Here is a 22,188-nt window from a genome sequence, read left to right as displayed (position 1 = left end):
CGGTTACATTCCGAACCCGGAAGCTAAGCCTCATAGCGCCGATGGTACTGCAGGGGGGACCCTGTGGGAGAGTAGGACGCCGCCGAACTCCTTTTGATAAAGCCTCGCCCCCAGACATTGTCTGGGGGCGAGGCTTTTTTGCGTTTCAGGGACTCTCTCTTTCTGCCTCTCAGCGCTGTTGTCGCTTACAGGGTTTTTACAGGCGGCCGGCGGCTTTGAGGGAGAGGTATGCGTCCGCCAAGGCGGGGGCGAGACGGTGCGGGGTGGCGTCTACGACGGTGACGCCACGCCGTCTGAGTTGTTCCGCTGTGCGGTGGCGTTCCAATTGGGCTTGGGCGGCTGCGGCAGCGTCGTAGACCGCCTCTGTTGTTCCACGCGAGGCCGCCATTTTCTCGATGTGCGGGTCGGCAACCGCTGCGACCAGTACTTTGTGGCGCTGGGTGAGGCGGGAAAGTACAGGCAGCAGGCCCTCTTCGATGGGGGCCGTGTCGAGGCTGGTGAGCAGCACGATCAGGGAACTGCGAGGGGCTGTGCGAAGGGCTGTCGAGGTCAGGCTTCGAGCGTCCGTCTCGACGAGTTCGGGCTCCAGAGTGGCCAGGGCGTTGACCAGGGAGGGAAGCACGTCCCTCGCTGAACGGCCCTGGACGAGGGCACGTACTCGACGGTCGTAGGCGAGGAGGCCCACGCGGTCGCCGGCGCGGGAGGCGAGGGCGGCGAGGAGCAGGGCCGCGTCCATGGAGGCGTCGAGACGCGGGGCGTCGCCCACTCGACCTGCTGAAGTGCGGCCGGTGTCGAGGACCAGGAGGATGTGGCGGTCGCGTTCCGGGCGCCAGGTGCGGACCGCGACGCTCGACTGGCGGGCGGTGGCCCGCCAGTCAATGGAGCGGGTGTCGTCCCCGGGAACGTAGTCGCGGAGGCTGTCGAACTCGGTGCCCTGGCCGCGCGTGAGCACACTGGTGCGGCCGTCGAGTTCGCGCAGGCGGGCCAGCTTGGAAGGGAGGTGCTTCCGGCTGGTGAAAGGCGGTAGGACGCGCAGTGTCCAGGGGACTTTGTGGCTGCCCTGGCGGGTGAAGAGGCCGAGGGGGCCGTACGAGCGGACGGTCACGCGGTCGGTTTGGTGGTCGCCTCGGCGGGTGGGGCGCAGGCGCGTCGTCAGGCGACGGCGCTCGCCGGCCGGGACGGTCAATCGATGACGGGAAGCGGCGACTTCCGTTCCGGGCTGCCAGCTGCTCGGGGGCCAGGCGTCACGGACCTCGGCGCGCAGGGGGCGGCCGGAGGGATTCGTGACGGTGAGTTCCACGTCGGCGGGCTGGCCCAGGCGTACGGATGTGTCGCCGGAGCGGGTCAGGCCTAGGCGGCGTACGGGGGCGGCCAGGGCGAAGTCGCAGGCACAGGCCAGGGCCAGTGGGGTGTTGACGGCGAGGATGCCGGTCCAGCTGGGTTCCCACAGGCCCACGGGAAGTGTGCCGAGGGCGGCCAGCAGGGCGGTGCGTCCGGTGAGGGCCATCAGCGGGGGACCGGGACGTGGGTGAGGATCGCGTTGATGACGGAATCGGCGGTGACACCCTCCATCTCGGCTTCCGGGCGGAGCTGGATCCGGTGGCGGAGGGTGGGCAGTGCCAGCGCTTTGACGTCGTCAGGGATGACGTAGTCGCGGCCGGTGAGCCAGGCCCAGGCGCGGGCCGTGGAGAGCAGCGCTGTGGCGCCTCGGGGGGAGACACCGAGGGTGAGGGACGGGGATTCGCGGGTGGCGCGGCAGACGTCCACCACGTACGCGGTGATCTCGGGGGAGATGGAGGTCTTGGCGACGGCGGCGCGGGCGGCTTCCAGATCGGCGGCACCCGCGACGGGGCGTACGCCGGCGGCGCGCAGGTCGCGCGGGTTGAAGCCTTCCGCGTGCCTGGTGAGGACGTCGATCTCGTCCTGGCGGGAGGGAAGAGGGACCGTCAGCTTGAGGAGGAAGCGGTCCAGCTGGGCTTCGGGAAGGGGGTACGTGCCCTCGTACTCGACCGGGTTCTGGGTGGCCGCGACGAGGAAGGGCTCGGGGAGCGGGCGCGGTGTGCCGTCGACCGTGACCTGGCGTTCCTCCATCGCTTCGAGGAGCGAGGACTGGGTCTTGGGCGGGGTGCGGTTGATTTCGTCGGCCAGGAGGAGGTTCGTGAAGACCGGGCCGGGCTGGAAGGAGAACTCGGTGGTGCGGGCGTCGTAGACGAGGGAGCCCGTGATGTCGCTCGGCATCAGGTCGGGGGTGAACTGGACGCGCTTCGTGTCGAGTTCGAGGCTCGATGCGAGGGCGCGGACGAGCAACGTTTTGGCTACCCCAGGGACTCCTTCTAGTAGGACATGACCGCGGCAGAGGAGGGCGACGACGAGACCGGTGACGGCTGGGTCCTGGCCGACCACGGCCTTGGAGATCTCGGCGCGCAGCGCTTCGAGGGAAGCGCGTGAGCTGCGGGGATCTCCGGTGGGCCCGGTGTCAGTGGTCGGGTCCGTCATGAGTGGCGTACCTCTCTTTCGAGGGCGTCGAGTTGGTCGGCGAGGGCGATGAGAGCTGCGTCGTTGCCCGGGGGCGGCCCGAAGAGAAGGGGGTGCAGGTCTTGGCCGGTGGTGTGAAGTCGGGTGGTCAGCGCGGAGATCAGGGTCTCCGGTACGTGGGCCTGTGTCGGGGACACGCCGATGAGAGGGGCGAGGCGGATGCGGCTGGCAGTGCGCAGGGCCGAGGCTGCGCGGTCGCGGGCGTTCGCCTTGCGGTAGAGGCGTGCACGGCCTTCGACGGCTTCCGAGGCGCGGATGGCCACGGGGAGGCGTTCGGCGACGAGAGGGCCGAGACGCCGGGCGCGCCACAGGGCGGCGAGTGCGGCGGCGACGGTGAGTTGCAGGGTGCCCCAGAGCCAGCCGGAGGGGATCAGGTCGAAGAAGCTGCGGCGTTCGGATTCGGAGGCTGCCCGGTCGTCGGAGAGGGCGGGGAGATACCAGACCAAGTGGGGGCGGGAGCCGAGGAGTTGCAGGGCGAGTGAGGCGTTGCCCTGCTCGTCGAGACGGTCGTTGTACAGGATGTCGGGGGCGCCGAGGACGACGGTGTCGCCCTTTCCACGGGGGGCGGGGAGATGCAGAAGGCTGGGCAGGCCGTCGCTGAGGTAGCAGGCCTCGGCGTCGGGAGCGAGGGTGTCGTAGCGGATGCCGCCCATGTCGGCGGTGCCTGCGCGGCGGGCCGCCGGGAGGGAGCAGTCGGGGGAGAGCGCGGAGTCGGCGCTGGTCGTGGTCTCCGCGGTGACTCCGGGGGCGAGGTCGGCGACCGAAGGGGTGCCCGGGGCGACGAGGACGGTGCGGCCGTCGGAGTCTTCGGTGGCCGCGTGGAGGCGGGAGCGCTGGCCTTCGGTGAGGATGTCGGGGTTGGCCACGAGGAGGGTCGTGTCGGGGCCGACCGCGGACCGGGCGGCTTCGGTGCTGGTGACCACGCGGGTGGAGACGCCACGGTCGGCGAGGAGTTCGGCGACGGCCCGGCTGCCGTGGGAGTCGGCGGAGCGCGGGTCGAGACGGCCGTGCTGGGCGCCGGAGCGGACCGCTGCGATGACGACGGCTGCCACCAGGAGGACGACCAGGGCGAGGACGATGCCTCGGGAGCGGGTCCAGATCTGACGGGGTGTCGGGGAGACCGAGGTCGAGGCCGCGGGAGGCGGGGCGTCGGTCCGCCGCTGCTCTGCGGCGGTGGGCGCGGAGGGCTGGGGCGGCTCGGTGGAGGGGGTGGGGCGGCCGGTCACTCGGCGGCTCCCTGGGAGCTGCTGCTCGGTGTGGTGTGGGCGGCGCTGGTCAGGACCGGTTTGGTGTTGTCCAGGTCGTGGTCGAGCTCGGCCAGGCGGAGGTACGCGGCTTCGCCGGCGGTGCGGCCGCCGTACGTCACGTCGTCGAACTCGCGGGCCGCGGAGCGGAGTCGGCCGGTGTGGGAGGGGAGGGTGCGGCCTGCCTCCGCGGCGGCTTCGTCGGCGGTGCGGCCGGGGCGGGGGTCGAGGAGCGCGCGTTCCTCGAGGGCGCGGACGACGGCGCGCATGCGTTCCTGCACGGCCTGGTTCCAGTGGGCCTGGGCGGCGTGCGCTTCGGAGGCGGCGCGGTGTTCGGCGGCACTGCGCGGGCGGTCGTCGAAGAGGGCGGGGGCAGAGCCGGCGGTGCGGTGCGGGGTGCCGAGGCGCCACCACAGGGCGACGGCCAGGAGGACGACTGCCAGCACGATGACCAGGAGCCCGAACCCGCCGCCGGGGGTGGCTCCAGAGGCGGCGGAGAACAGGTCGTCGACCCAGCCCCAGAAGCGGTTCAGGGCGCGCTGGAAGAGGCTGGGATCGTCCTCGTGGTACATCGGCTTGGACAGTTCGCGTTCGGCCGCCTCCCGCGCGGGGTCGCGCGGGATGGTCACTGGCGGGTCGTCGCCGGTGCGCGGCAGGAGCGGTGCCGCTCCGAGCCCTCTGAGTACTGCCCCCGCCGCGGTCACCGCATCAGCTCCCCGATGTGCCGGACGGGGTGGGGCCGTGGCCGGGGAGGCCGGCCGCGCGGGCGAGTTCGAGGTCGAGGGCCTCGCGGCGGATCCGCTGGTCGATGTAGAGGAGCACGGTGACTCCGGCCGTGATCGGGAACGTCAGCATGGACCCGATGACCGAGCCGACGCCGCTGACGATCAGGAACGTCCAGCCCAGCTCGCCGGTGCTGTCGAGGAAGCCGGTGACGCCTTCGCCGCTGACCGCTCCGGCGATGAACGTGAACGGGATGACGATGATCGACGCCACGACGTTGGCGATGATCGCGGCGAGCAGCTGGATCCCGAAGACCCGCCACCAGGAGCCGCGGACCAGCTTGGTGGAGCGGATCAGGGACTTCTTGATGCCCTGCTTCTCCAGCATGAGTGCGGGGGAGGCGAGGGAGAGACGGACCACGATCCACAGGGCGACGATGCCCGCACCGAGGCCGCCGAGGACGGCGAGGCCGGCGCCGGCGTCGGATGCTCCGGCCAGCGCGATCAGCAGGCCGGGCAGGACGCCGACCCCGACGATCGCGACGCCGATAAGCGGAATGAGCAGGGTCAGTCCGAACAGCTTGGCCAGCTGGGGGCGGGAGTCCTGCCACGCCTCCGTGGCGGTCACCGATTTACCGAGGACCGCACGGCTGGTGACCATCGTGAGCAGGGCCGTCGCGACGATCGTGCCGAGCAGGGTGATTCCGAGGACCACTCCGGAGCTCAGCAGCGTGTCGCCCATGGCGCGGGTCAGTTCGCCGACGGTCGCGCTCGGGTCGTCGAGGACGTCGGAGTCCACGGACTCGTTCAGGACGAGACCTTGCAGGAGGACGACGATGATCTCCGTGAGCACGGCCACGGTCAGGGAGATGCCGAGGACCGTGCGCCAGTGGGCGCGCATGGTCGACACCGCGCCGTCGAGGATCTCGCCGACGCCGAGCGGGCGGAGCGGGATGACGCCGGGCTTGGCGGCGGGCGGGGGGCCCTGCCAGGCGCCCCAGCCGCGGTAGCCGCCGGGGCCTCCCGGAGCGCCCGGGCCACCGGGCCCACCAGGGCCGCCGGGGTGCTGGCCGCCCCAGCCCCAGCCGCCGCCCTGACCGGGCGGAGGAGGCGGGGGAGGCGGCGTCTGGCCCGGGCCCGTGTTGCTGGGCGGGGACCACTGGGCGGGCGGCGGCTGCTCCTTGGACCACTTGGACTGGCCGCTCTGCCGGCCGTCGTCGGCGGGCTCGGCGGCATCCGGCTTGCCGGAGTCCTGTCCGTCGGAGGGGGCAGATCCGGGCGAGGCCCAGCCCGGAGTGTCGTTCATCGTCGCTCCTTCAAGGTGCCCGTCCGCGGGTGCGGCGGCAGGTTGCCAGCCATCGTGCCACGGTGCGGGCGCCGGGTGACCGGGCGGCGTAGAGGCTGTACACCTTCAATTGTCCGCCGGGTACGGGGCAGACTGGGCGGATGGCTGATCAGTACGCGCAATCCAGCGAGGACATACGGCCGACCGAGATCTCGAGGATCCCCGCGATCCGCTGGGACGACCCACCCGAAGGCCCCGTGCTGGTCGTGCTCGACCAGACCAGGCTGCCGGGCGAGGAGAGTGAGCTGGTGTGCACCGACGCACCGGCTCTGGTGGAGGCGATCCGGACGCTCGCGGTGCGAGGGGCACCCCTGCTGGGCATCGCGGGGGCGTACGGCGTCGCGCTCGCCGCGGCCCGGGGGTTCGACGTGGACGAGGCGGCGGGCTCGCTGGCGGGGGCGCGACCCACCGCGGTGAACCTCGCGTACGGAGTGCGCCGGGCCCAGGCGGCGTTCCGTACCGCGATCGCGGGTGGGGCGGATGCCCAGGAGGCCGCGGCGGCGGCGCTCGATGCGGCCCGGGCGTTGCATGCCGAGGATGCCGAGGCCAGCACGAGGATGGCGGCGCACGGCCTGGCGCTGCTCGACGAGCTGCTGCCAGGGGGTGGGCACCGCATCCTCACGCACTGCAATACGGGGGCTCTGGTCTCCGGAGGGGAGGGTACGGCGTTCGCGGTGGCGCTCAAGGCGCACCGCGAGGGGAGTCTGCGCAGGCTGTGGGTGGACGAGACGCGGCCGCTGCTGCAGGGGGCCAGGCTCACCGCGTATGAGGCGGCGCGGAACGGAATGGCGTACACCTTGCTCACGGACAGTGCGGCGGGTTCGCTGTTCGCGGCGGGTGAGGTGGATGCCGTGGTGATCGGTGCCGACCGCATCGCGGCCGACGGTTCGGTGGCGAACAAGGTGGGGAGCTATCCGCTCGCCGTCCTGGCCAAGTACCACCATGTGCCGTTCGTCGTGGTGGCGCCGGTGACGACGGTGGACCCGGACACCCCGGACGGGGCGGCCATCGAGGTGGAGCAGCGGGGCGGACATGAAGTGACGGAGGTCACGGCGCCGCATGTGCCGGTGGCCGGGATGGAAGCGGGAGGCGGGATTCCGGTGGCACCCCTGGGGACCCAGGCGTACAACCCCGCGTTCGACGTGACGCCGCCGGAGCTGGTGACGGCGATCGTCACGGAAGAGGGCGTTCTGTCACCTGTGACAGCAGAGGGCCTTGCCGAGCTGTGTGCCAGGTCACGCCAGGTAACGATTAGCTAATGGGATGATGTCAGGCATGAAGGGACGAGTCCTTGTCGTCGACGACGACACCGCACTGGCCGAGATGCTCGGGATTGTGCTGCGTGGTGAAGGTTTTGAGCCGTCGTTCGTAGCTGATGGCGACAAGGCGCTGGCCGCTTTCAGGGAGGCAAAGCCGGATCTTGTACTGCTGGATTTGATGTTGCCGGGGCGCGATGGCATCGAGGTGTGCCGCCTGATCAGGGCGGAGTCCGGGGTGCCGATCGTCATGCTCACGGCCAAGAGCGACACGGTGGATGTGGTGGTCGGCCTGGAGTCCGGGGCCGACGACTACATCGTCAAGCCGTTCAAGCCGAAGGAGCTCGTGGCCCGGATCCGGGCGCGGCTGCGGAGGTCTGAGGAGCCTGCGCCGGAGCAGCTGGCCATCGGTGACCTGGTCATCGATGTGGCCGGGCACTCCGTGAAGCGGGACGGGCAGTCGATCGCGCTGACGCCGCTGGAGTTCGACCTGCTGGTCGCGCTGGCGCGCAAGCCGTGGCAGGTGTTCACGCGTGAGGTGCTCCTCGAGCAGGTCTGGGGCTACCGGCACGCGGCGGACACCCGTCTGGTGAACGTGCACGTCCAGCGGCTGCGGTCGAAGGTCGAGCGGGACCCGGAGCGGCCGGAGATCGTGGTGACCGTCCGTGGCGTCGGTTACAAGGCCGGACCGAGCTGACGTGTCCCGGGACAGTTCCACCTCGGCGCCCGGAGGTCCGGGGGCTCGCTCGGGGCGGACTGGACCGGCGCGTCGCGCGTCCCGGTTCGGGCGGCTCGTCGACGGCGGGCTGCTGTTGCAGGGCGGAGTGCAGGGCAGTCCTGTGCTCCGGCTCTTCGTGCGCTGGGTGCGCCGCCCGCTGCTGCCCGCAGTGCGGCTGTGGCGGCGCAACATCCAGCTCAAGGTGGTCGTCACGACCCTGCTGATGTCGCTCGGCGTGGTTCTCATGCTCGGTTTCGCCGTCATGAGTTCCGTGAACAACGGCCTGCTCAAGGCCAAGGTGAAGGCGTCGCAGAGCCAGGCCGACGGTGGCTTCCGGGCCGCGCAGGACAGCGTCAGCGCCGCGCGACAGAGCGCCGGCCAGGGGCAGGGCCAGGACGGCAGCACGGCGGACGGACGTAATGCCGCCGTGTGGATGTCCGACCTCGTCGAGCAGCTGTCCAGCGGTGGGCAGAACGCGTTCGCCGTGGTGACGTTGAGCCCCACCTCCGCGGGTGACTCCGGGAGCGTGCGCGGGTCCAGGGCCTCGGGCCGCGTGGAGCCGATACTGAGCGTGCCCGAAGAGCTGCGCCGCCAGGTCGACGACGGCACCGGCGTCTACCAGGCCAATACGCGGGTCGTGTACGACGACGGCCGTGAGCCGCAGTCCGCGTTGGTGATCGGCAAGCGGCTGAACGACCTCAACGGCGATCCGTACCAGCTGTACTACCTCTTCCCGCTGACGCAGGAGGAGGAGTCGCTGAACCTCGTCAGGACGACGCTGGCGACCGCGGGGCTCTTCGTGGTGGTGCTTCTCGGCGCCATCGCATGGCTGGTGGTGCGGCAGGTCGTCACGCCGGTCCGGATGGCCGCGGGCATCGCCGAGCGGTTGTCCGCCGGGCGCCTCCAGGAACGTATGAAGGTCACCGGTGAGGACGACATCGCGCGGCTCGGTGAGGCCTTCAACAAGATGGCGCAGAACCTGCAGCTGAAGATCCAGCAGCTGGAGGAGCTGTCGCGGATGCAGCGGCGGTTCGTGTCCGACGTCTCGCACGAGTTGCGTACGCCGTTGACGACGGTGCGGATGGCTGCCGACGTCATTCATGAGGCGCGGGTGGACTTCGATCCGGTGACCGCCCGGTCGGCCGAGTTGCTCGCGGACCAGCTGGACCGTTTCGAGTCGCTGCTCGCGGATCTGCTGGAGATCAGCAGGTTCGACGCGGGGGCGGCCGCCCTCGAGGCAGAGCCGATAGACCTCCGTGAAGTGGTGCGCAGGGTCGTCGGCGGTGCGGAGCCGCTCGCCGAGCGCAAGGGCACGCGCATAGTGGTCGTGGGGGACCAGCAGCCGGTGGTCGCCGAGGCCGATGCGCGGCGGGTGGAGCGGGTCCTGCGCAATCTCGTGGTCAACGCCGTGGAGCACGGCGAGGGCAAGGACGTCACGGTGCGGCTCGCCGCCGCGGGCGGCGCGGTCGCCGTCGCGGTGCGGGACTACGGAGTGGGTCTCAAGCCCGGTGAGGCGACCCGGGTGTTCAGCCGCTTCTGGCGGGCGGACCCGGCACGCGCGCGGACGACCGGTGGTACGGGGCTCGGGCTGTCCATCGCACTGGAGGACGCGCGGCTGCACGGAGGCTGGCTGCAGGCGTGGGGCGAGCCGGGCGGTGGCTCGCAGTTCAGGCTCACGTTGCCGAGGACGGCGGACGAGCCGTTGCGGGGTTCGCCGATACCGCTGGAGCCCGACGATTCACGGCGCCACCGTGGCCTGAACGACGCGGGGCTGCCCCCCGGCGGCGCGAACAAGCTGGCGACGGTCCCCGCGCAGGCGTCCGCTGCGGCGTCCGAGAGGGTGCCGCCGCCCGTGCCGGCGAAGGGGCCCATACCGCCGCGCCTGCTGCACGCCGGACCCGTGGACCCGACGGCGCTGCCCGGCAACGGGTCCCGGGTCGTGTCGCGCCGACCGCTGGACGACGAACCGCCGAGCGAGGCATCCGGGGCCGGGGCGGATGCGGATGCGGACAGGGAAGAGGAGAACACTCGTGGGCGCTGATCCCGACGGGCACGGCCGCCGTGCGGGCCGCAGACGTCCGCTGCGCACCGGACTGCTGCTGGGCAGCTGCGGCGCGCTCCTCGCGGGGTGCGCCTCGATGCCGGACAGCGGGAACCTGAAGTCCGTCGACGCCTCGCAGCGCCCGGACTCGCAGTCCCAGGTCCGTGTCTACGCGATGCCGCCGCGCGAGGGCGCACGGCCCGTGGAGATCGTGCAGGGCTTCCTGGAGGCGCTGACCAGTGACGATCCGCAGTTCGCGATGGCGCGCAAGTACCTGACCAAGAAGGCGTCGCGGCAGTGGAATCCGGAGGAGTCCACGACGGTGCTCGCCGACGGCCCGAACACGGACGCGGGCAACGCGGGCAACGAGGCTGAGGGCAGCCGGCGATACTCCCTGACGGGACATCAGGTCGCGCGGGTGGACGACCAGCACGCGTACCGTCCCGAGGACGGGGCGTACACGCAGTCCGTGCACCTCAGCCAGGAGGGCGGTCCCGGCGGGAACGAGTGGCGCATCGACCAGCCGCCGCCGGGTGTGGTGCTCGGGGAGTCGGACTTCCAGCGGATCTACCGGACCGTCAACAAGTACTACTTCGCCGGTCCCGCCGGGGCCGGGGTGAGCGGCCGGACGGGGCTCGTCGCGGACCCGGTGTACATCCGGCAGCGCATCGACCCGCTGACGCAGACGGTGAAGACGCTGCTGAAGGGTCCGACCAACTGGCTCCGCCCGGTGGTGCTCTCGAGTTTCCCGTCCGGTGCGGAGCTCAAGGATCCCGACAAGTCACTGACGCTGGACGACCAGAACAGACTGACCGTACAGCTGAACAGCCGGTCCGACGGGGTCGGGCAGACGAAGTGCAAGGAGATGGCGGCACAACTGCTCTTCACCTTGCAGGACCTGACGCCCTCGGGGGTCGAACAGGTGACGTTGCAGCGTTCCAACGGCTCGATGCTCTGTGTGCTGAGCCAGGAGCGCGCCGAGACCGTCGCGGCACACCGCAGTGCGGACCGCCCCGACAACCAGTACTTCGTCGACGAGAAGCGCCGGCTGGTGCGGATGCCGGCCAACTCCGGGAGCACGGCGGACCCGGAACCGGTGACGGGCGCTCTCGGCACCGGTGACCAGCCGCTGCGCTCGGCGGCGGTCTCGCGCGACGAGCAGCGCGCGGCCGGGGTCTCCCTCGACGGCAAGTCGCTGTACACGGCGTCGCTGCTCTCGGACGACGGGCTCGGAAAGGCGCAGCTGCGCAGCAAGGCGAAGTCGGAGGGGGACCGTCTCTCCACGCCGAGTTGGGACGGCAGGGGCAATCTGTGGGTGGCCGACCGTGATCCGAAGCGGCCGCGGCTGCTCTGGCTCGACCAGGGCGCGGGTGAGCCGGTCGAGGTCGAGGTGCCCGCTCTGGACGGGCAGATACAGGATGTGCGGGTGTCGGCCGACGGCGTGCGCATAGCCTTCCTCGTGGAGAAGGACGGCAAGACGTCCCTGTGGATCGGCCGGGCCGAGCGGGACGAGGGCAAGGGAGAGCGGCCTGAGATCTCGGTCCTCGACCCCACTCCCGCGGCTCCGCGGATGGAAGAGGTCACGGCCATGTCGTGGGCGGGCGGAAGCCGCCTCGTGGTGGTCGGCCGGGAGACCGGCGGAGTGCAGCAGATCCGGTACGTACAGTGCGACGGCTCGGTGCTTCCGGGCACCGCGCTGCCCGGCCTGACCGGCGTAAAGGAGGTCGCGGCGTCCGAGGACGAGCGACAGCCCTTGGTGGCGCACTCGGACGACGGGATCGTGCGGCTGCCCACGGGATCGCAGTGGCAGACGGTCGTGAAGGACGGGCTGGCTCCGGTCTACCCGGGGTGACAGCGGCGAGCGCAGTGGCCGCGGGCTAGTTGTCCACAGGGGGTTGTCCACAGGGGTGGCCGCCCCGTCCGGGCCTTGGCACAGTGGGGCCATGCGGGGGTGGTGGCAGGACCTCACCGACCTGGTGTTGCCGGCCGAGTGCGGAGGCTGCGGGGAACCACGGACGGCGCTCTGCGACGGGTGCCGTGCCGCTCTGTGCGGGGCCGTGCCGCGCCGGGTGCGGCCGGAGCCGGCGCCGCCCGGCCTGCCCGTCGTGCACGCCGCGGCGCCGTACGAGGACGCCGTGCGGGCCGTGCTGCTCGCGCACAAGGAGCGTGGCGCCCTGGGGCTCGCCTCGCCTCTGGGGTCCGCGTTGGCCGAGGCCGTGTGTGCCGGTCTGCGGGGCGAATCCTGGGCTGTCGGCGATAGGGGCACGCAAACGTGGGTAGGCGGCACACAGGAGGGCCCACAGGGGCGTGTGATGCCTTTGTCGCTCGTGCCTGTGCCCTCGGCGCGGGCCGCCGTGCGGGCCCGCGGGCATGACCCGGTGCGGCGGATCGCCCTTGCCGCGGCGGGTGAGCTGCGTCGGGCGGGAGTTCCGGCGCGGGTGCTCGCGGTGCTGCGGCAGCGGCGTGCGGTGGCCGACCAGTCGGGGCTCGACTCCCGGCGGCGGCAGGCCAATCTGGCGGGCGCCCTGGAGGTGACCGCCGGGGGCGCTCGGCTGCTGGGAAGCGGTGGCCGGGTCGTGGTCGTGGACGACCTCATGACCACGGGTGCCTCCTTGGCGGAGGCCGCCCGGGCATTACGTGCCGTACACACGGAAGGGAACGTGGGAGCGGAGGCCGTACGAGATCCGGGAACGGGGGTTGTACGAAGGCGGGTATTGGGCTGCGAAAACACGATCGGTGCCGCCGTTGTCGCCGCGCCGCCGGATTCTTTCGAAATAAACCGGAACTGACTGAGAACTTGCATCGTTGCAGGTGATGAGAGGGTCGTTACACCTGAATGGAGGTACGCCGCAGTAGAGGGTGACGACATCCGTCCGGGCGAGATATGTTCGGTTGTGAGGAATGGCGGACGCTGTCCCTCGTATATCGGAATACCGGTCTGTGCCGGCCTGTGCTGGTCTGGGTTACGCAATCACCCGGGCCGGTGGGGTGGAGATCTTGCCCATGGGGGAGGAGGAGGTGGAAGTCACCGAGTCCGAGGCTCCGGGAGTCACCGGGGTCTGGTGCAAAAGGGAGATGCTCCGCCGCCGAAGCGGGGCGATCCGGGAACGGAGTTCTGCGTGGACATCGTCGTCAAGGGCCGCAAGACCGAGGTGCCCGAGCGGTTCCGCAAGCACGTGGCCGAGAAGCTGAAGCTGGACAAGATCCAGAAGCTCGACGGCAAGGTGATCAGCCTCGACGTCGAGGTGTCCAAGGAAACCAACCCGCGTCAGGCCGACCGTTCCGACCGCGTCGAGATCACCGTCCGCGGGCGCGGGCCCGTGATCCGCGCCGAGGCATCGGCAGCCGACCCCTACGCCGCGCTCGACCTGGCCACCGCCAAGCTCGACGCGCGCCTGCGCAAGCAGCACGAGAAGCGCCACAACCGCCGGGGCAACGGCAGGCTCTCCGCCGCCGAGGTCGCCGAACGGGTCCCGGACGCGGCGCACTTCAACGGGGACGGCTCCATCGCACGCGACGAAGAGCCGGACGGCGTGCCGGTCAAGAAGATCGGCTCCCTGGAGGTCCAGGGCGAAGGACCCCTCGTGGTCCGCGAGAAGACGCACGTCGCGGCACCCATGTCACTCGACCAGGCGCTCTACGAGATGGAACTGGTCGGACACGACTTCTACTTGTTCGTCGACTCCGAATCCAAGGAACCCAGCGTCGTCTACCGGCGACACGCCTACGACTACGGCGTCATCCGACTCAACACCGACCCCATGGTCGCCAAGGCCGAGACGGGTGGCGGGGGCGGCGCCCTCGGCGGCTGACCACCGCCCCGTGACGGCCGAGGTGGTGCCCCTGGAGCGCCTGTGCGCCCCCAGGGGCACCACCGTGCGCCCACTGCGCGCACCGCACCGGCGCCAGGCATGAAATCATGGGCGGGCCGGTCAACCGGTCTGCTGCCGCCTGGGGTTGGCGCAGCAGAGGCACAAACAGGCCGCGGCCTTCATGGGGGAGGAACGATGGCGGACAGCTTCGGACCGATGCGTCACGAGAGTGCCGGCGACGGCACCGGCATCGGCACGGACGCGGGCGCCCCACGCAAGGAGCCCATCAGGGTCCTTGTGGTGGATGACCACGCCCTCTTCCGCCGGGGTCTGGAGATCGTCCTCGCCGCCGAGGAGGACATCCAGGTCGTCGGAGAGGCGGGCGACGGCGCCGAGGCGGTGGACAAGGCCGCCGATCTGCTGCCGGACATCGTGCTCATGGACGTACGCATGCCGAAGCGCGGTGGCATCGAGGCGTGCACCTCCATCAAGGAGGTCGCGCCCAGCGCCAAGATCATCATGCTGACGATCAGTGACGAGGAGGCCGACCTCTACGACGCGATCAAGGCGGGCGCCACCGGCTATCTCCTCAAGGAGATCTCCACGGACGAGGTGGCGACTGCGATCCGCGCGGTGGCCGACGGGCAGTCACAGATCAGTCCGTCGATGGCGTCCAAGCTGCTCACCGAGTTCAAGTCGATGATCCAGCGCACCGACGAGCGGCGGCTCGTTCCCGCGCCCCGGCTCACCGAGCGGGAGCTCGAAGTGCTCAAGCTGGTCGCCACCGGCATGAACAATCGCGACATCGCCAAAGAGCTGTTCATCTCCGAGAACACCGTGAAGAACCACGTGCGCAACATCCTGGAGAAGCTGCAGCTGCACTCCAGGATGGAGGCCGTCGTCTACGCGATGCGGGAGAAGATCCTCGAGATCAGGTGAGGGCCCGCACCAGCTCGGCCGTGAGCTCGGGGCGGTTCACCCGCTCCACGCGTACGGAATCGCAGCCGACCCAGGACGCCGCCTCCAGCAGCGCCTGAGCCATCGGGGCGACCGCCTTCGGGGTGTCGAGCGCGACCTGCTTGGCCACGAGAGTGGTGCCCTCGCGCGCGGGGTCGACCCTGCCGAGGAGCTTGCCGCCCGCGAGCAGCGGCATCGCGAAATAGCCGTGGATCCGCTTCGGCTTGGGCACGTACGCCTCCAGGCGGTGCGTGAAGCCGAAGATGCGCTCCGTGCGGGCCCGCTCCCAGACCAGTGAGTCGAAGGGGGACAGGAGCGTCGTGCGGTGCCGGCCGCGGGGCGTCGTCGCCAGCGCCTTCGGGTCCGCCCAGGCCGGCTTGGCCCAGCCCCGCACCGTCACCGGGACCAGTCCCGAGTCCGCGACCACCGCGTCGAACTGCTCGCCCTTGAGCCGGTGATAGTCGGCGATGTCCGCGCGCGTGCCGACGCCCAGCGCCTCACCGGCCAGCCGGACCAGGCGGCGCAGACACTCCGCGTCGTCCAGGTCGTCGTGGAGCAGCGCGTCCGGGACGGCGCGCTCCGCCAGGTCGTACACCCGCTTCCAGGAGCGGCGCTCCGTGCACACGACCTCACCGTGCATCAGCGCCCGCTCGACGGCGATCTTCGACTCGGACCAGTCCCACCACTCGCCCTTGTTCTTCGCGCCGCCCAACTCCGTGGCAGTCAGCGGGCCTTCGGCGCGGAGCTGCTTGATGACCTGGTCGTACGCACCGGCGGGCAGGTCGTGGTGCCAGTGCGGGCGGGAGCGGTAGGCGCGGCGGCGGAAGGCGAAGTGCGGCCACTCCTCGATGGGGAGGATGCACGCGGCGTGCGACCAGTACTCAAAGGCGTGCGTATCCGTCCAGTACGCCGCTTCGACGGTGTCGCGGCCGACGGCGCCCAGGCGTGCGTACGGAATGAGTTCGTGCGAGCGGGCCAGGACCGAGATCGTGTCGAGCTGGACCGCGCCGAGATGGCGCAGAACGCCCCGCACCCCGGACCTGCGGTCGGGGGCTCCAAGAAAGCCCTGGGCGCGCAGGACGATGCGGCGGGCCTCGTCGGCGGAGAGTTCGATGGCGGGACTCGGCAGGCTCGTCATGGTCCGAACGATAGGGGGAGGCACTGACAGCGCGACTCCTCACGCCGTCATGCCTCACGCCGTCATGCCTCACGCCGTCATGCCTCACGCCGTCATGCCTCACGCCGTCACGCCTCACGCCTCACGCCTCACGCCTCGAGCCGTCACGCCCCTTGCGTCCTCACGTCCTCACGTCCTCGCGGGCAGGTAGGGGTACGGCGACGGCATATCGAGGTCCGAGGGGAGCAGCGCGCCGATCCAGCAGTCACGGAGCGTGTCCTTGTTGAGCAGGCCCGCGCGGTGCACGCCCTCCACGGTGAAGCCGGCCTTCTCCGCGACCGCACGCGAGCCGGTGTTGCCGACCTCCGCGCGCCACTCCAGGCGGGTGCAGCGCAGGTCGGTAAAGGCCCAGCGCGCGAGGCCGAGCACGGTCTCCCGCATATAGCCGCGGCCCCGGTGCTCCTTGGTCGTCCAGAAGCCGACCTCCCACGTGCCCGAGCGCGGGTGGTGCAGGCTGGCGGCGGCGAGGAGCGGGCCGCCCTCCCTTGGACGCACGGCGAAGGTGTACTCCAGGTCGTCGCGCCACTCGGCCGGGACCACGCGGTTGATGAAGTTCTCGGCGTCCACGCGCGCGTACGGCGAGGGAATGGTCGTCCAGCGCTGGATCTCCGGGTCCTGGCAGGCCGCGTAGGTCTCGTCGATGTCCTCGGGCGTGAAGACGCGCAGGCACAGACGTTCGGTGGTGAGGGTGACGGGCTCCATCAAACGATTCTGCTGGGGCGACGCCGCGGGAGCCAGCGTTTTACGGGCTTTCGTGATCACCGTCGGGCGGCACTCGTGGGCGTAACCCGGCACCTTCGGCACCCCTCGTCCGTTGACGTCATGGCACACCTCCCGGCGCGGCCCAGTCCTCGCATACGATGGCCGTTGCCCGACGAGTAAAACCGACCATGCCAGGCCCGACCGGCAAGGAGACCAACCCCCGTGTCCGTCCTCTCGAAGATCATGCGTGCAGGCGAAGGCAAGATCCTGCGCAAGCTGCACCGCATCGCGGACCAGGTCAACTCCATCGAAGAGGACTTCGTCAGCCTCTCCGACGCCGAGCTGCGCGCGCTTACCGAGGAGTACAAGGAGCGTTACGCCGACGGCGAGACGCTCGACGACCTCCTGCCCGAGGCCTTCGCGACGGTCCGCGAGGCCGCCAAGCGCGTCCTGGGCCAGCGCCACTACGACGTCCAGATGATGGGCGGCGCCGCGCTGCACATGGGCTATGTCGCGGAGATGAAGACCGGTGAGGGCAAGACCCTCGTCGGCACGCTTCCCGCTTACCTGAACGCCCTCTCCGGCAAGGGCGTCCACCTGATCACGGTCAATGACTACCTGGCCGAGCGCGACTCCGAGATGATGGGTCGCGTCCACAAGTTCCTGGGTCTGAGCGTCGGCTGCATCCTGGCCAACATGACGCCGGCCCAGCGCCGCGAGCAGTACAGCTGCGACATCACGTACGGCACGAACAACGAATTCGGCTTCGACTACCTGCGCGACAACATGGCGTGGTCGAAGGACGAGTTGGTGCAGCGCGGCCACAACTTCGCGATCGTCGACGAGGTCGACTCGATCCTCGTCGACGAGGCCCGTACGCCGCTGATCATCTCCGGCCCCGCCGACCAGGCCACCAAGTGGTACGGCGACTTCGCCAAGCTCGTCACCCGCCTCACCAAGGGTGAGCCCGGCAACCCCCTCAAGGGCCTCGAGGAGACCGGGGACTACGAGGTCGACGAGAAGAAGCGCACCGTCGCCATCCACGAGTCCGGCGTCGCCAAGGTCGAGGACTGGCTGGGCATCGACAACCTCTACGAGTCGGTGAACACGCCGCTGGTGGGTTATCTGAACAACGCCATCAAGGCCAAGGAACTCTTCAAGAAGGACAAGGACTACGTCGTCATCGACGGCGAAGTCATGATCGTCGACGAGCACACCGGCCGTATCCTCGCCGGCCGCCGCTACAACGAGGGCATGCACCAGGCGATCGAGGCGAAGGAAGGGGTGGACATCAAGGACGAGAACCAGACCCTTGCGACCATCACCCTCCAGAACTTCTTCCGCCTCTACAAGCGCGAAGGCTACGACAGCGGCCTCTCCGGCATGACCGGTACGGCGATGACCGAGGCCGCCGAGTTCCACCAGATCTACAAGCTGGGCGTCGTACCGATCCCGACGAACCGGCCGATGGTCCGCGCCGACCAGTCCGACCTGATCTACCGCACCGAGGTCGCGAAGTTCGCCGCCGTCGTCGACGACATCGCGGAGAAGCACGAGAAGGGCCAGCCGATCCTGGTCGGCACGACCTCCGTCGAGAAGTCGGAGTACCTCTCGCAGCAGCTGTCGAAGCGCGGCGTCCAGCACGAAGTGCTCAACGCCAAGCAGCACGACCGTGAGGCGACCATCGTCGCCCAGGCCGGCCGCAAGGGCGCCGTCACCGTCGCCACGAACATGGCCGGACGAGGCACCGACATCAAGCTCGGCGGCAACCCCGACGACCTCGCGGAGGCGGAGCTGCGCCAGCGCGGCCTCGACCCGGTCGAGCACGTCGAGGAGTGGGCCGCGGCGCTGCCCGCCGCCATGGAGAAGGCCGAGCGGTCCGTCAAGGCCGAGTTCGAAGAGGTCAAGGAGCTCGGCGGCCTGTACGTGCTGGGCACGGAGCGGCACGAGTCGCGGCGTATCGACAACCAGCTGCGTGGTCGTTCCGGACGTCAGGGCGACCCGGGCGAGTCCCGCTTCTACCTGTCGCTGGGCGACGACCTGATGCGTCTGTTCAAGGCGCAGATGGTCGAGCGCGTGATGTCCATGGCCAACGTGCCGGACGACGTGCCGATCGAGAACAAGATGGTGACGCGCGCGATCGCGTCGGCCCAGTCGCAGGTCGAGCAGCAGAACTTCGAGACCCGGAAGAACGTCCTCAAGTACGACGAGGTCCTCAACCGGCAGCGCGAGGTCATCTACGGAGAGCGTCGCCGCGTCCTGGAGGGCGAGGATCTGCAGGACCAGATCACGCACTTCATGGACGACACGATCGACGCGTACATCGCCGCCGAGACCGCCGAGGGCTTCGCCGAGGAGTGGGACCTGGACCGGCTGTGGGGCGCCTTCAAGCAGCTCTACCCCGTCAAGGTCACCGTCGAGGAGCTGGAGGAGGACGCGGGCGACCGCGCGGGCCTCACCGCCGAGTTCATCTCCGAGTCCATCAAGGAAGACATCCACGAGCAGTACGCGGCCCGTGAGGCGCAGCTCGGCTCCGACATCATGCGTGAGCTGGAGCGGCGTGTCGTCCTCTCGGTCCTCGACCGCAAATGGCGCGAGCACCTCTACGAGATGGACTACCTCCAGGAGGGCATCGGCCTCCGCGCCATGGCGCAGAAGGACCCGCTGGTCGAGTACCAGCGCGAGGGCTTCGACATGTTCAACGCCATGATGGACGGCATCAAGGAGGAGTCCGTCGGCTACCTGTTCAACCTGGAGGTCCAGGTCGAGCAGCAGGTCGAGGAGGTTCCCCTCGAGGACGCGGCTCCTTCGCTGACGAAGGACGGCGCGCAGGACGCGGTGCCGGCGGGGGCGCCGGCCTCTCGGCCGGAGATCCACGCCAAGGGTCTCGAGGCGCCGCAGCGGCCCGACCGGCTGCACTTCCAGGCGCCGAACGCCGAGGGCGGGGTCGACGAGGGCGACTTCACCACGGACGGCTCCGAGGTCCGGTCCGAGGCGGACGGGATGACTCGGGCGGAGCGGCGCAAGGCTCAGAAGGGTGGGCGGCGTCGTAAGAAGTAACGGGGCGTTGTCGCTGGCGCTGGCGCTGGCGTTGGCGTTGGTGCTGCCGTTGCTGTTGTCGCTGGCGCTTTGAACGTGAGCGTTGATGTGGCGTGTGCAGAGGGGTCGGGCTTTTGTCCGGCCCCTCTGGCGTTTTTGTGGCCCCAGGGGGAGGGGTGGGGAGGGGGAGGGGGAGGGGCTGTTAGGGAGTGGCAGGTTCTTCTGTTTGTACTGCTGTGCAGCGCCATTTGAGGTCCGCTCCCAGCGTCAGGCGGAACGCCAGCGCGCGCAGCCTCGGGCCCGTCGCGATGCGGGCGAACACCTCGTACGTCTCGGGTTGCGGCTGGTAGTGGCCGATCCGGTGGATCGTGGGGCGGTGGCCGTCCGTGCAGAGCGGCCTCAGCTCGGCCAGGCGGGCCAGATCGTCGAACGCCGTGTTGGCGATGTGCCGGGCCACCCAGTGCATGGGGCGCTGGCCGCTGAGGACCAGGAGCAGGCGTTCCGTGAAGACCTCTGTGGGGTGTGGGGGTGGCTGGGCGGGGATCGTGCCGGGGACTGGGCGGGGGGTGGTTTCGGGTGCGCCGGAGGGCGTAGGGCGGCGGGAGTCCCTTCGGGTCGGGGGGCGGCCTGTGGATGGGCGGGACGTGGTGGGGCGGGTGGCTGCTGGGCGGGGGCGGGGCCTGGTCATCACCTTGTGCAGGGACATGGAGGGCCTCTCGTTGCTTCGGTGGGGCTGGTTCGGTGGGCTGGTTCGGAGGGCTGGTCCACGGTGGGGCTGGTTCGGTGGTACCGAGGAGTAACTTTTGTTGGGGATCTTGTACGGGGGTGGGGGTGGGCGAAGCAAGGGGGCGGTGGGGGTGCGGGGGGTCGGGTTGAGGTTCACCTATCTGGGGGGTGCGGGGGGTCGGAAGTCGTGGGGCAGTGGGGGGCTGGTGGGTGAGGTTTCGTATGGGTGTTGACTGTTTCGGGGGCGGTGGGGGGAGCTCGATGGGGGACTCCCGCACGTATCCTGGGGGTCTTTCCACGACCACGAGGTCCGCGTGTCGCGGACACGGATGAAAGCGGTCAGTCCCATGCGCGTCTACGTTCCTGTGACCTTGTCCCGGCTTGCCGAGGCGTACGAGGCGGGGGAGCTGGGGCCCGGGCCGCTGGTCGCCTACGCCGTTACGCCCGGTCTCCGGGAGTGGTACGTCTCGGACGACATCGAGGAGCTCGAGTACGCGGCGTTGAATCGGGCGGCGATGGCGTCGTTGCGGATGGTCGCGGCGGAGGCGGGAGCCGGGGCGGGGGCCGGGACGGGGGCCGGGGGTGCGTGGCGGCGGGTTGTTCTTGCGGCGGATGTGCCGGAGGGGGCCGCTGTTGCCGCGCCTGATGGGGCGCCGCTCGGTGAGGTGCGGGTCGGTGGGGTGCTGCCGTTGGGGAAGGTGGCGGCCGTGCATGTGGATGCGGGGGATGCGGAGGGGGATGTGGGGGCTGCGGTTGAGGTGTTGGGGGCGGCGGATTCGGGGGACGAGGATGCGCGGTTCGTGGTGGACGGGGTTGAGGATCATGAGCTGTTGTGGTTTGCGACGCAGGAGATTCCTGGGTTGATCGCCTGAGGGGGCTGGCGGGGGCGCCTTGGGCGGGGTCGCCTGCTGTTCGTCTGTGGGGCGGGCTGTGGGGCGTGTGTGCGTGGTCGCCTGCCGTCGCCTGCTGTTCTGCGGGGCGGGGCCGTGGGGGTATGTACGTACTCGCTATCCCTGCGTCGCGCCTCAAGTCCAAAGGCGCCAGAGTGTGCTCGGTGCTCCGTGCGCACATACCCCCACGTCCCCTCCGGTCGGTTTCGCGGCTGCGGCCCGGTGGGGGGCCTGTGCTCAGACCCGCGTCTTGTGGGGGCGTGGGCGGGTGTTGGGGGATGGGGGAGGGTAGGTTTTTTGTATGGGGACGTTGGTGCGCGGGGCGCATATCGTGTGGGACTGGAATGGGACGTTGCTGCATGACATTCATGCGGTGATCGAGGCCACGAATGCCTCCTTCGCGGAGCTCGGGCTCGCGGCGATCACGTTGGAGCGGTATCGCGATCTGTACTGCGTGCCGGTTCCGCGGTTCTACGAGCGGCTGATGGGGCGGCTTCCCACCGATGCCGAGTGGCGGGTCATGGACGCCGTCTTCCACAAGCACTACTGGGCGCGGGCGGAGGCCTGCGGGCTGGCCGAAGGGGCCTCCGAGCTGCTGGCCTCGCGGCGGGACGACGGGCGTACGCAGTCCTTGTTGTCGCTCGCCCCGCATGAGCATCTTGTGCCGATCGTGCGGCGGCATGGGATTCATGAGTACTTCGTGCGGATCGATGGGCGGACCGATGAGTCGCACGCCGGTAAGGCGGAGCGGATGGCGCGGCATCTAGATGCCCTTGAGCAGCGGCTCGATGTGGAGAGGGTCGTCGTCATCGGGGATGCCGTCGACGATGCTGTGGCCGCGGCCCATGTGGGGGCGCGGGCCGTGCTCTACACCGGTGGCTCGCACAGCCGGGCCAGTCTGGAGCTTGCCGGGGTGCCCGTCGTCGACAGTCTGGCGGAGGCCGTCGAGGAGGCGGAGCGGCTCGTCGCCTGAGGGCGGTTGCGGGGATTCACGTTCACGCTCCGCGTCGTACTGCGTACGCTG

18 protein-coding genes and 1 rRNA gene are annotated in these 22,188 nt (G+C 70.2%); 11 read left to right on the top strand and 8 right to left on the bottom strand.

Going from position 1 to position 22,188, the window contains the following annotated elements; translation table 11 throughout:
* Positions 1 to 88 (top strand): 5S ribosomal RNA (rrf, locus tag AB0N81_RS40560); the annotation flags it as partial.
* 108 nt (positions 89 to 196) lie between these two features.
* Here the strand turns inward: rrf and AB0N81_RS40555 are convergent.
* The 5 genes from AB0N81_RS40555 to AB0N81_RS40535 form a co-directional block, all read right to left on the bottom strand.
* The gene (locus tag AB0N81_RS40555) at positions 197 to 1,507 is read right to left on the bottom strand and encodes a DUF58 domain-containing protein (RefSeq protein WP_365367700.1); all 1,311 of its coding nucleotides are present in this window, start codon (positions 1,505 to 1,507) and stop codon (positions 197 to 199) included.
* Positions 1,507 to 2,496 (bottom strand): MoxR family ATPase, encoded by a 990-nt coding sequence (locus AB0N81_RS40550; protein WP_365367698.1) that lies wholly within the window; start codon positions 2,494 to 2,496, stop codon positions 1,507 to 1,509. The genes AB0N81_RS40555 and AB0N81_RS40550 overlap by 1 nt, the downstream gene beginning before the upstream one ends.
* Positions 2,493 to 3,635 (bottom strand): DUF4350 domain-containing protein, encoded by a 1,143-nt coding sequence (locus AB0N81_RS40545; protein WP_365367714.1) that lies wholly within the window; start codon positions 3,633 to 3,635, stop codon positions 2,493 to 2,495. The genes AB0N81_RS40550 and AB0N81_RS40545 overlap by 4 nt, the downstream gene beginning before the upstream one ends.
* Before the next feature lie 122 nt (positions 3,636 to 3,757).
* A complete protein-coding gene (locus AB0N81_RS40540; protein WP_365367696.1) occupies positions 3,758 to 4,483 on the bottom strand; it encodes a DUF4129 domain-containing protein in 726 nt (241 codons plus the stop codon).
* A 4-nt stretch (positions 4,484 to 4,487) separates the two neighbouring features.
* On the bottom strand, positions 4,488 to 5,807 hold the full coding sequence (locus tag AB0N81_RS40535) for a hypothetical protein (protein WP_365367694.1): 1,320 nt from the start codon (positions 5,805 to 5,807) through the stop codon (positions 4,488 to 4,490).
* A 140-nt stretch (positions 5,808 to 5,947) separates the two neighbouring features.
* Between AB0N81_RS40535 and mtnA the strand changes: the two genes are divergently transcribed.
* The 7 genes from mtnA (at position 5,948) to AB0N81_RS40500 (ending at position 14,612) form a co-directional block, all read left to right on the top strand.
* Positions 5,948 to 7,105 carry an S-methyl-5-thioribose-1-phosphate isomerase gene (mtnA, locus tag AB0N81_RS40530; RefSeq protein WP_365367692.1) on the top strand — a complete coding sequence of 386 codons (1,158 nt, stop codon included), beginning with the start codon at positions 5,948 to 5,950 and terminating at the stop codon, positions 7,103 to 7,105.
* 4 nt (positions 7,106 to 7,109) lie between these two features.
* Positions 7,110 to 7,799, top strand: a complete 690-nt coding sequence (gene mtrA, locus AB0N81_RS40525) for a two-component system response regulator MtrA (RefSeq protein ID WP_189176211.1) — start codon at positions 7,110 to 7,112, stop codon at positions 7,797 to 7,799.
* A 1-nt stretch (position 7,800) separates the two neighbouring features.
* Complete coding sequence (mtrB, locus tag AB0N81_RS40520; protein ID WP_365367690.1) at positions 7,801 to 9,861, top strand: MtrAB system histidine kinase MtrB; 2,061 nt, start codon at positions 7,801 to 7,803, stop codon at positions 9,859 to 9,861.
* 97 nt (positions 9,862 to 9,958) lie between these two features.
* Positions 9,959 to 11,713 carry an LpqB family beta-propeller domain-containing protein gene (locus tag AB0N81_RS40515; RefSeq protein WP_365367712.1) on the top strand — a complete coding sequence of 585 codons (1,755 nt, stop codon included), beginning with the start codon at positions 9,959 to 9,961 and terminating at the stop codon, positions 11,711 to 11,713.
* A gap of 91 nt (positions 11,714 to 11,804) precedes the next feature.
* On the top strand, positions 11,805 to 12,650 hold the full coding sequence (locus AB0N81_RS40510) for a ComF family protein (protein ID WP_365367688.1): 846 nt from the start codon (positions 11,805 to 11,807) through the stop codon (positions 12,648 to 12,650).
* Between the two features lie 273 nt (positions 12,651 to 12,923).
* Positions 12,924 to 13,673, top strand: a complete 750-nt coding sequence (gene raiA / locus AB0N81_RS40505; protein ID WP_365367686.1) for a ribosome-associated translation inhibitor RaiA — start codon at positions 12,924 to 12,926, stop codon at positions 13,671 to 13,673.
* Positions 13,674 to 13,868: 195 nt separating this feature from the next.
* The gene (locus AB0N81_RS40500) at positions 13,869 to 14,612 is read left to right on the top strand and encodes a response regulator transcription factor (RefSeq protein WP_365367684.1); all 744 of its coding nucleotides are present in this window, start codon (positions 13,869 to 13,871) and stop codon (positions 14,610 to 14,612) included.
* Here the strand turns inward: AB0N81_RS40500 and AB0N81_RS40495 are convergent.
* Both AB0N81_RS40495 and AB0N81_RS40490 read right to left on the bottom strand, forming a co-directional pair.
* Positions 14,605 to 15,768, bottom strand: a complete 1,164-nt coding sequence (locus AB0N81_RS40495) for a crosslink repair DNA glycosylase YcaQ family protein (RefSeq protein ID WP_365367682.1) — start codon at positions 15,766 to 15,768, stop codon at positions 14,605 to 14,607. The genes AB0N81_RS40500 and AB0N81_RS40495 overlap by 8 nt on opposite strands.
* A gap of 168 nt (positions 15,769 to 15,936) precedes the next feature.
* Positions 15,937 to 16,509, bottom strand: coding sequence for a GNAT family N-acetyltransferase (locus tag AB0N81_RS40490; RefSeq protein WP_365367680.1), 573 nt, complete (start codon positions 16,507 to 16,509; stop codon positions 15,937 to 15,939).
* A gap of 222 nt (positions 16,510 to 16,731) precedes the next feature.
* On the opposite strand from AB0N81_RS40490, the gene secA reads away from it, so the two are divergent.
* On the top strand, positions 16,732 to 19,569 hold the full coding sequence (secA, locus tag AB0N81_RS40485) for a preprotein translocase subunit SecA (RefSeq protein WP_365367678.1): 2,838 nt from the start codon (positions 16,732 to 16,734) through the stop codon (positions 19,567 to 19,569).
* Between the two features lie 181 nt (positions 19,570 to 19,750).
* Here secA and AB0N81_RS40480 read toward each other — a convergent pair whose 3' ends face one another.
* Complete coding sequence (locus tag AB0N81_RS40480) at positions 19,751 to 20,236, bottom strand: Rv3235 family protein (protein ID WP_365367710.1); 486 nt, start codon at positions 20,234 to 20,236, stop codon at positions 19,751 to 19,753.
* A 385-nt stretch (positions 20,237 to 20,621) separates the two neighbouring features.
* On the opposite strand from AB0N81_RS40480, the gene AB0N81_RS40475 reads away from it, so the two are divergent.
* Together AB0N81_RS40475 and AB0N81_RS40470 are read left to right on the top strand one after the other, a co-directional pair.
* Positions 20,622 to 21,146, top strand: coding sequence for a hypothetical protein (locus AB0N81_RS40475; protein WP_365367676.1), 525 nt, complete (start codon positions 20,622 to 20,624; stop codon positions 21,144 to 21,146).
* Between the two features lie 319 nt (positions 21,147 to 21,465).
* On the top strand, positions 21,466 to 22,137 hold the full coding sequence (locus AB0N81_RS40470; RefSeq protein ID WP_365367674.1) for an HAD family hydrolase: 672 nt from the start codon (positions 21,466 to 21,468) through the stop codon (positions 22,135 to 22,137).
* Positions 22,138 to 22,188 lie beyond the last annotated feature (51 nt).

Source organism: Streptomyces sp. NPDC093510, from assembly GCF_040683555.1.
Taxonomy (GTDB): domain Bacteria; phylum Actinomycetota; class Actinomycetes; order Streptomycetales; family Streptomycetaceae; genus Streptomyces.
This window is presented reverse-complemented; position numbering and strand designations above follow the sequence as displayed.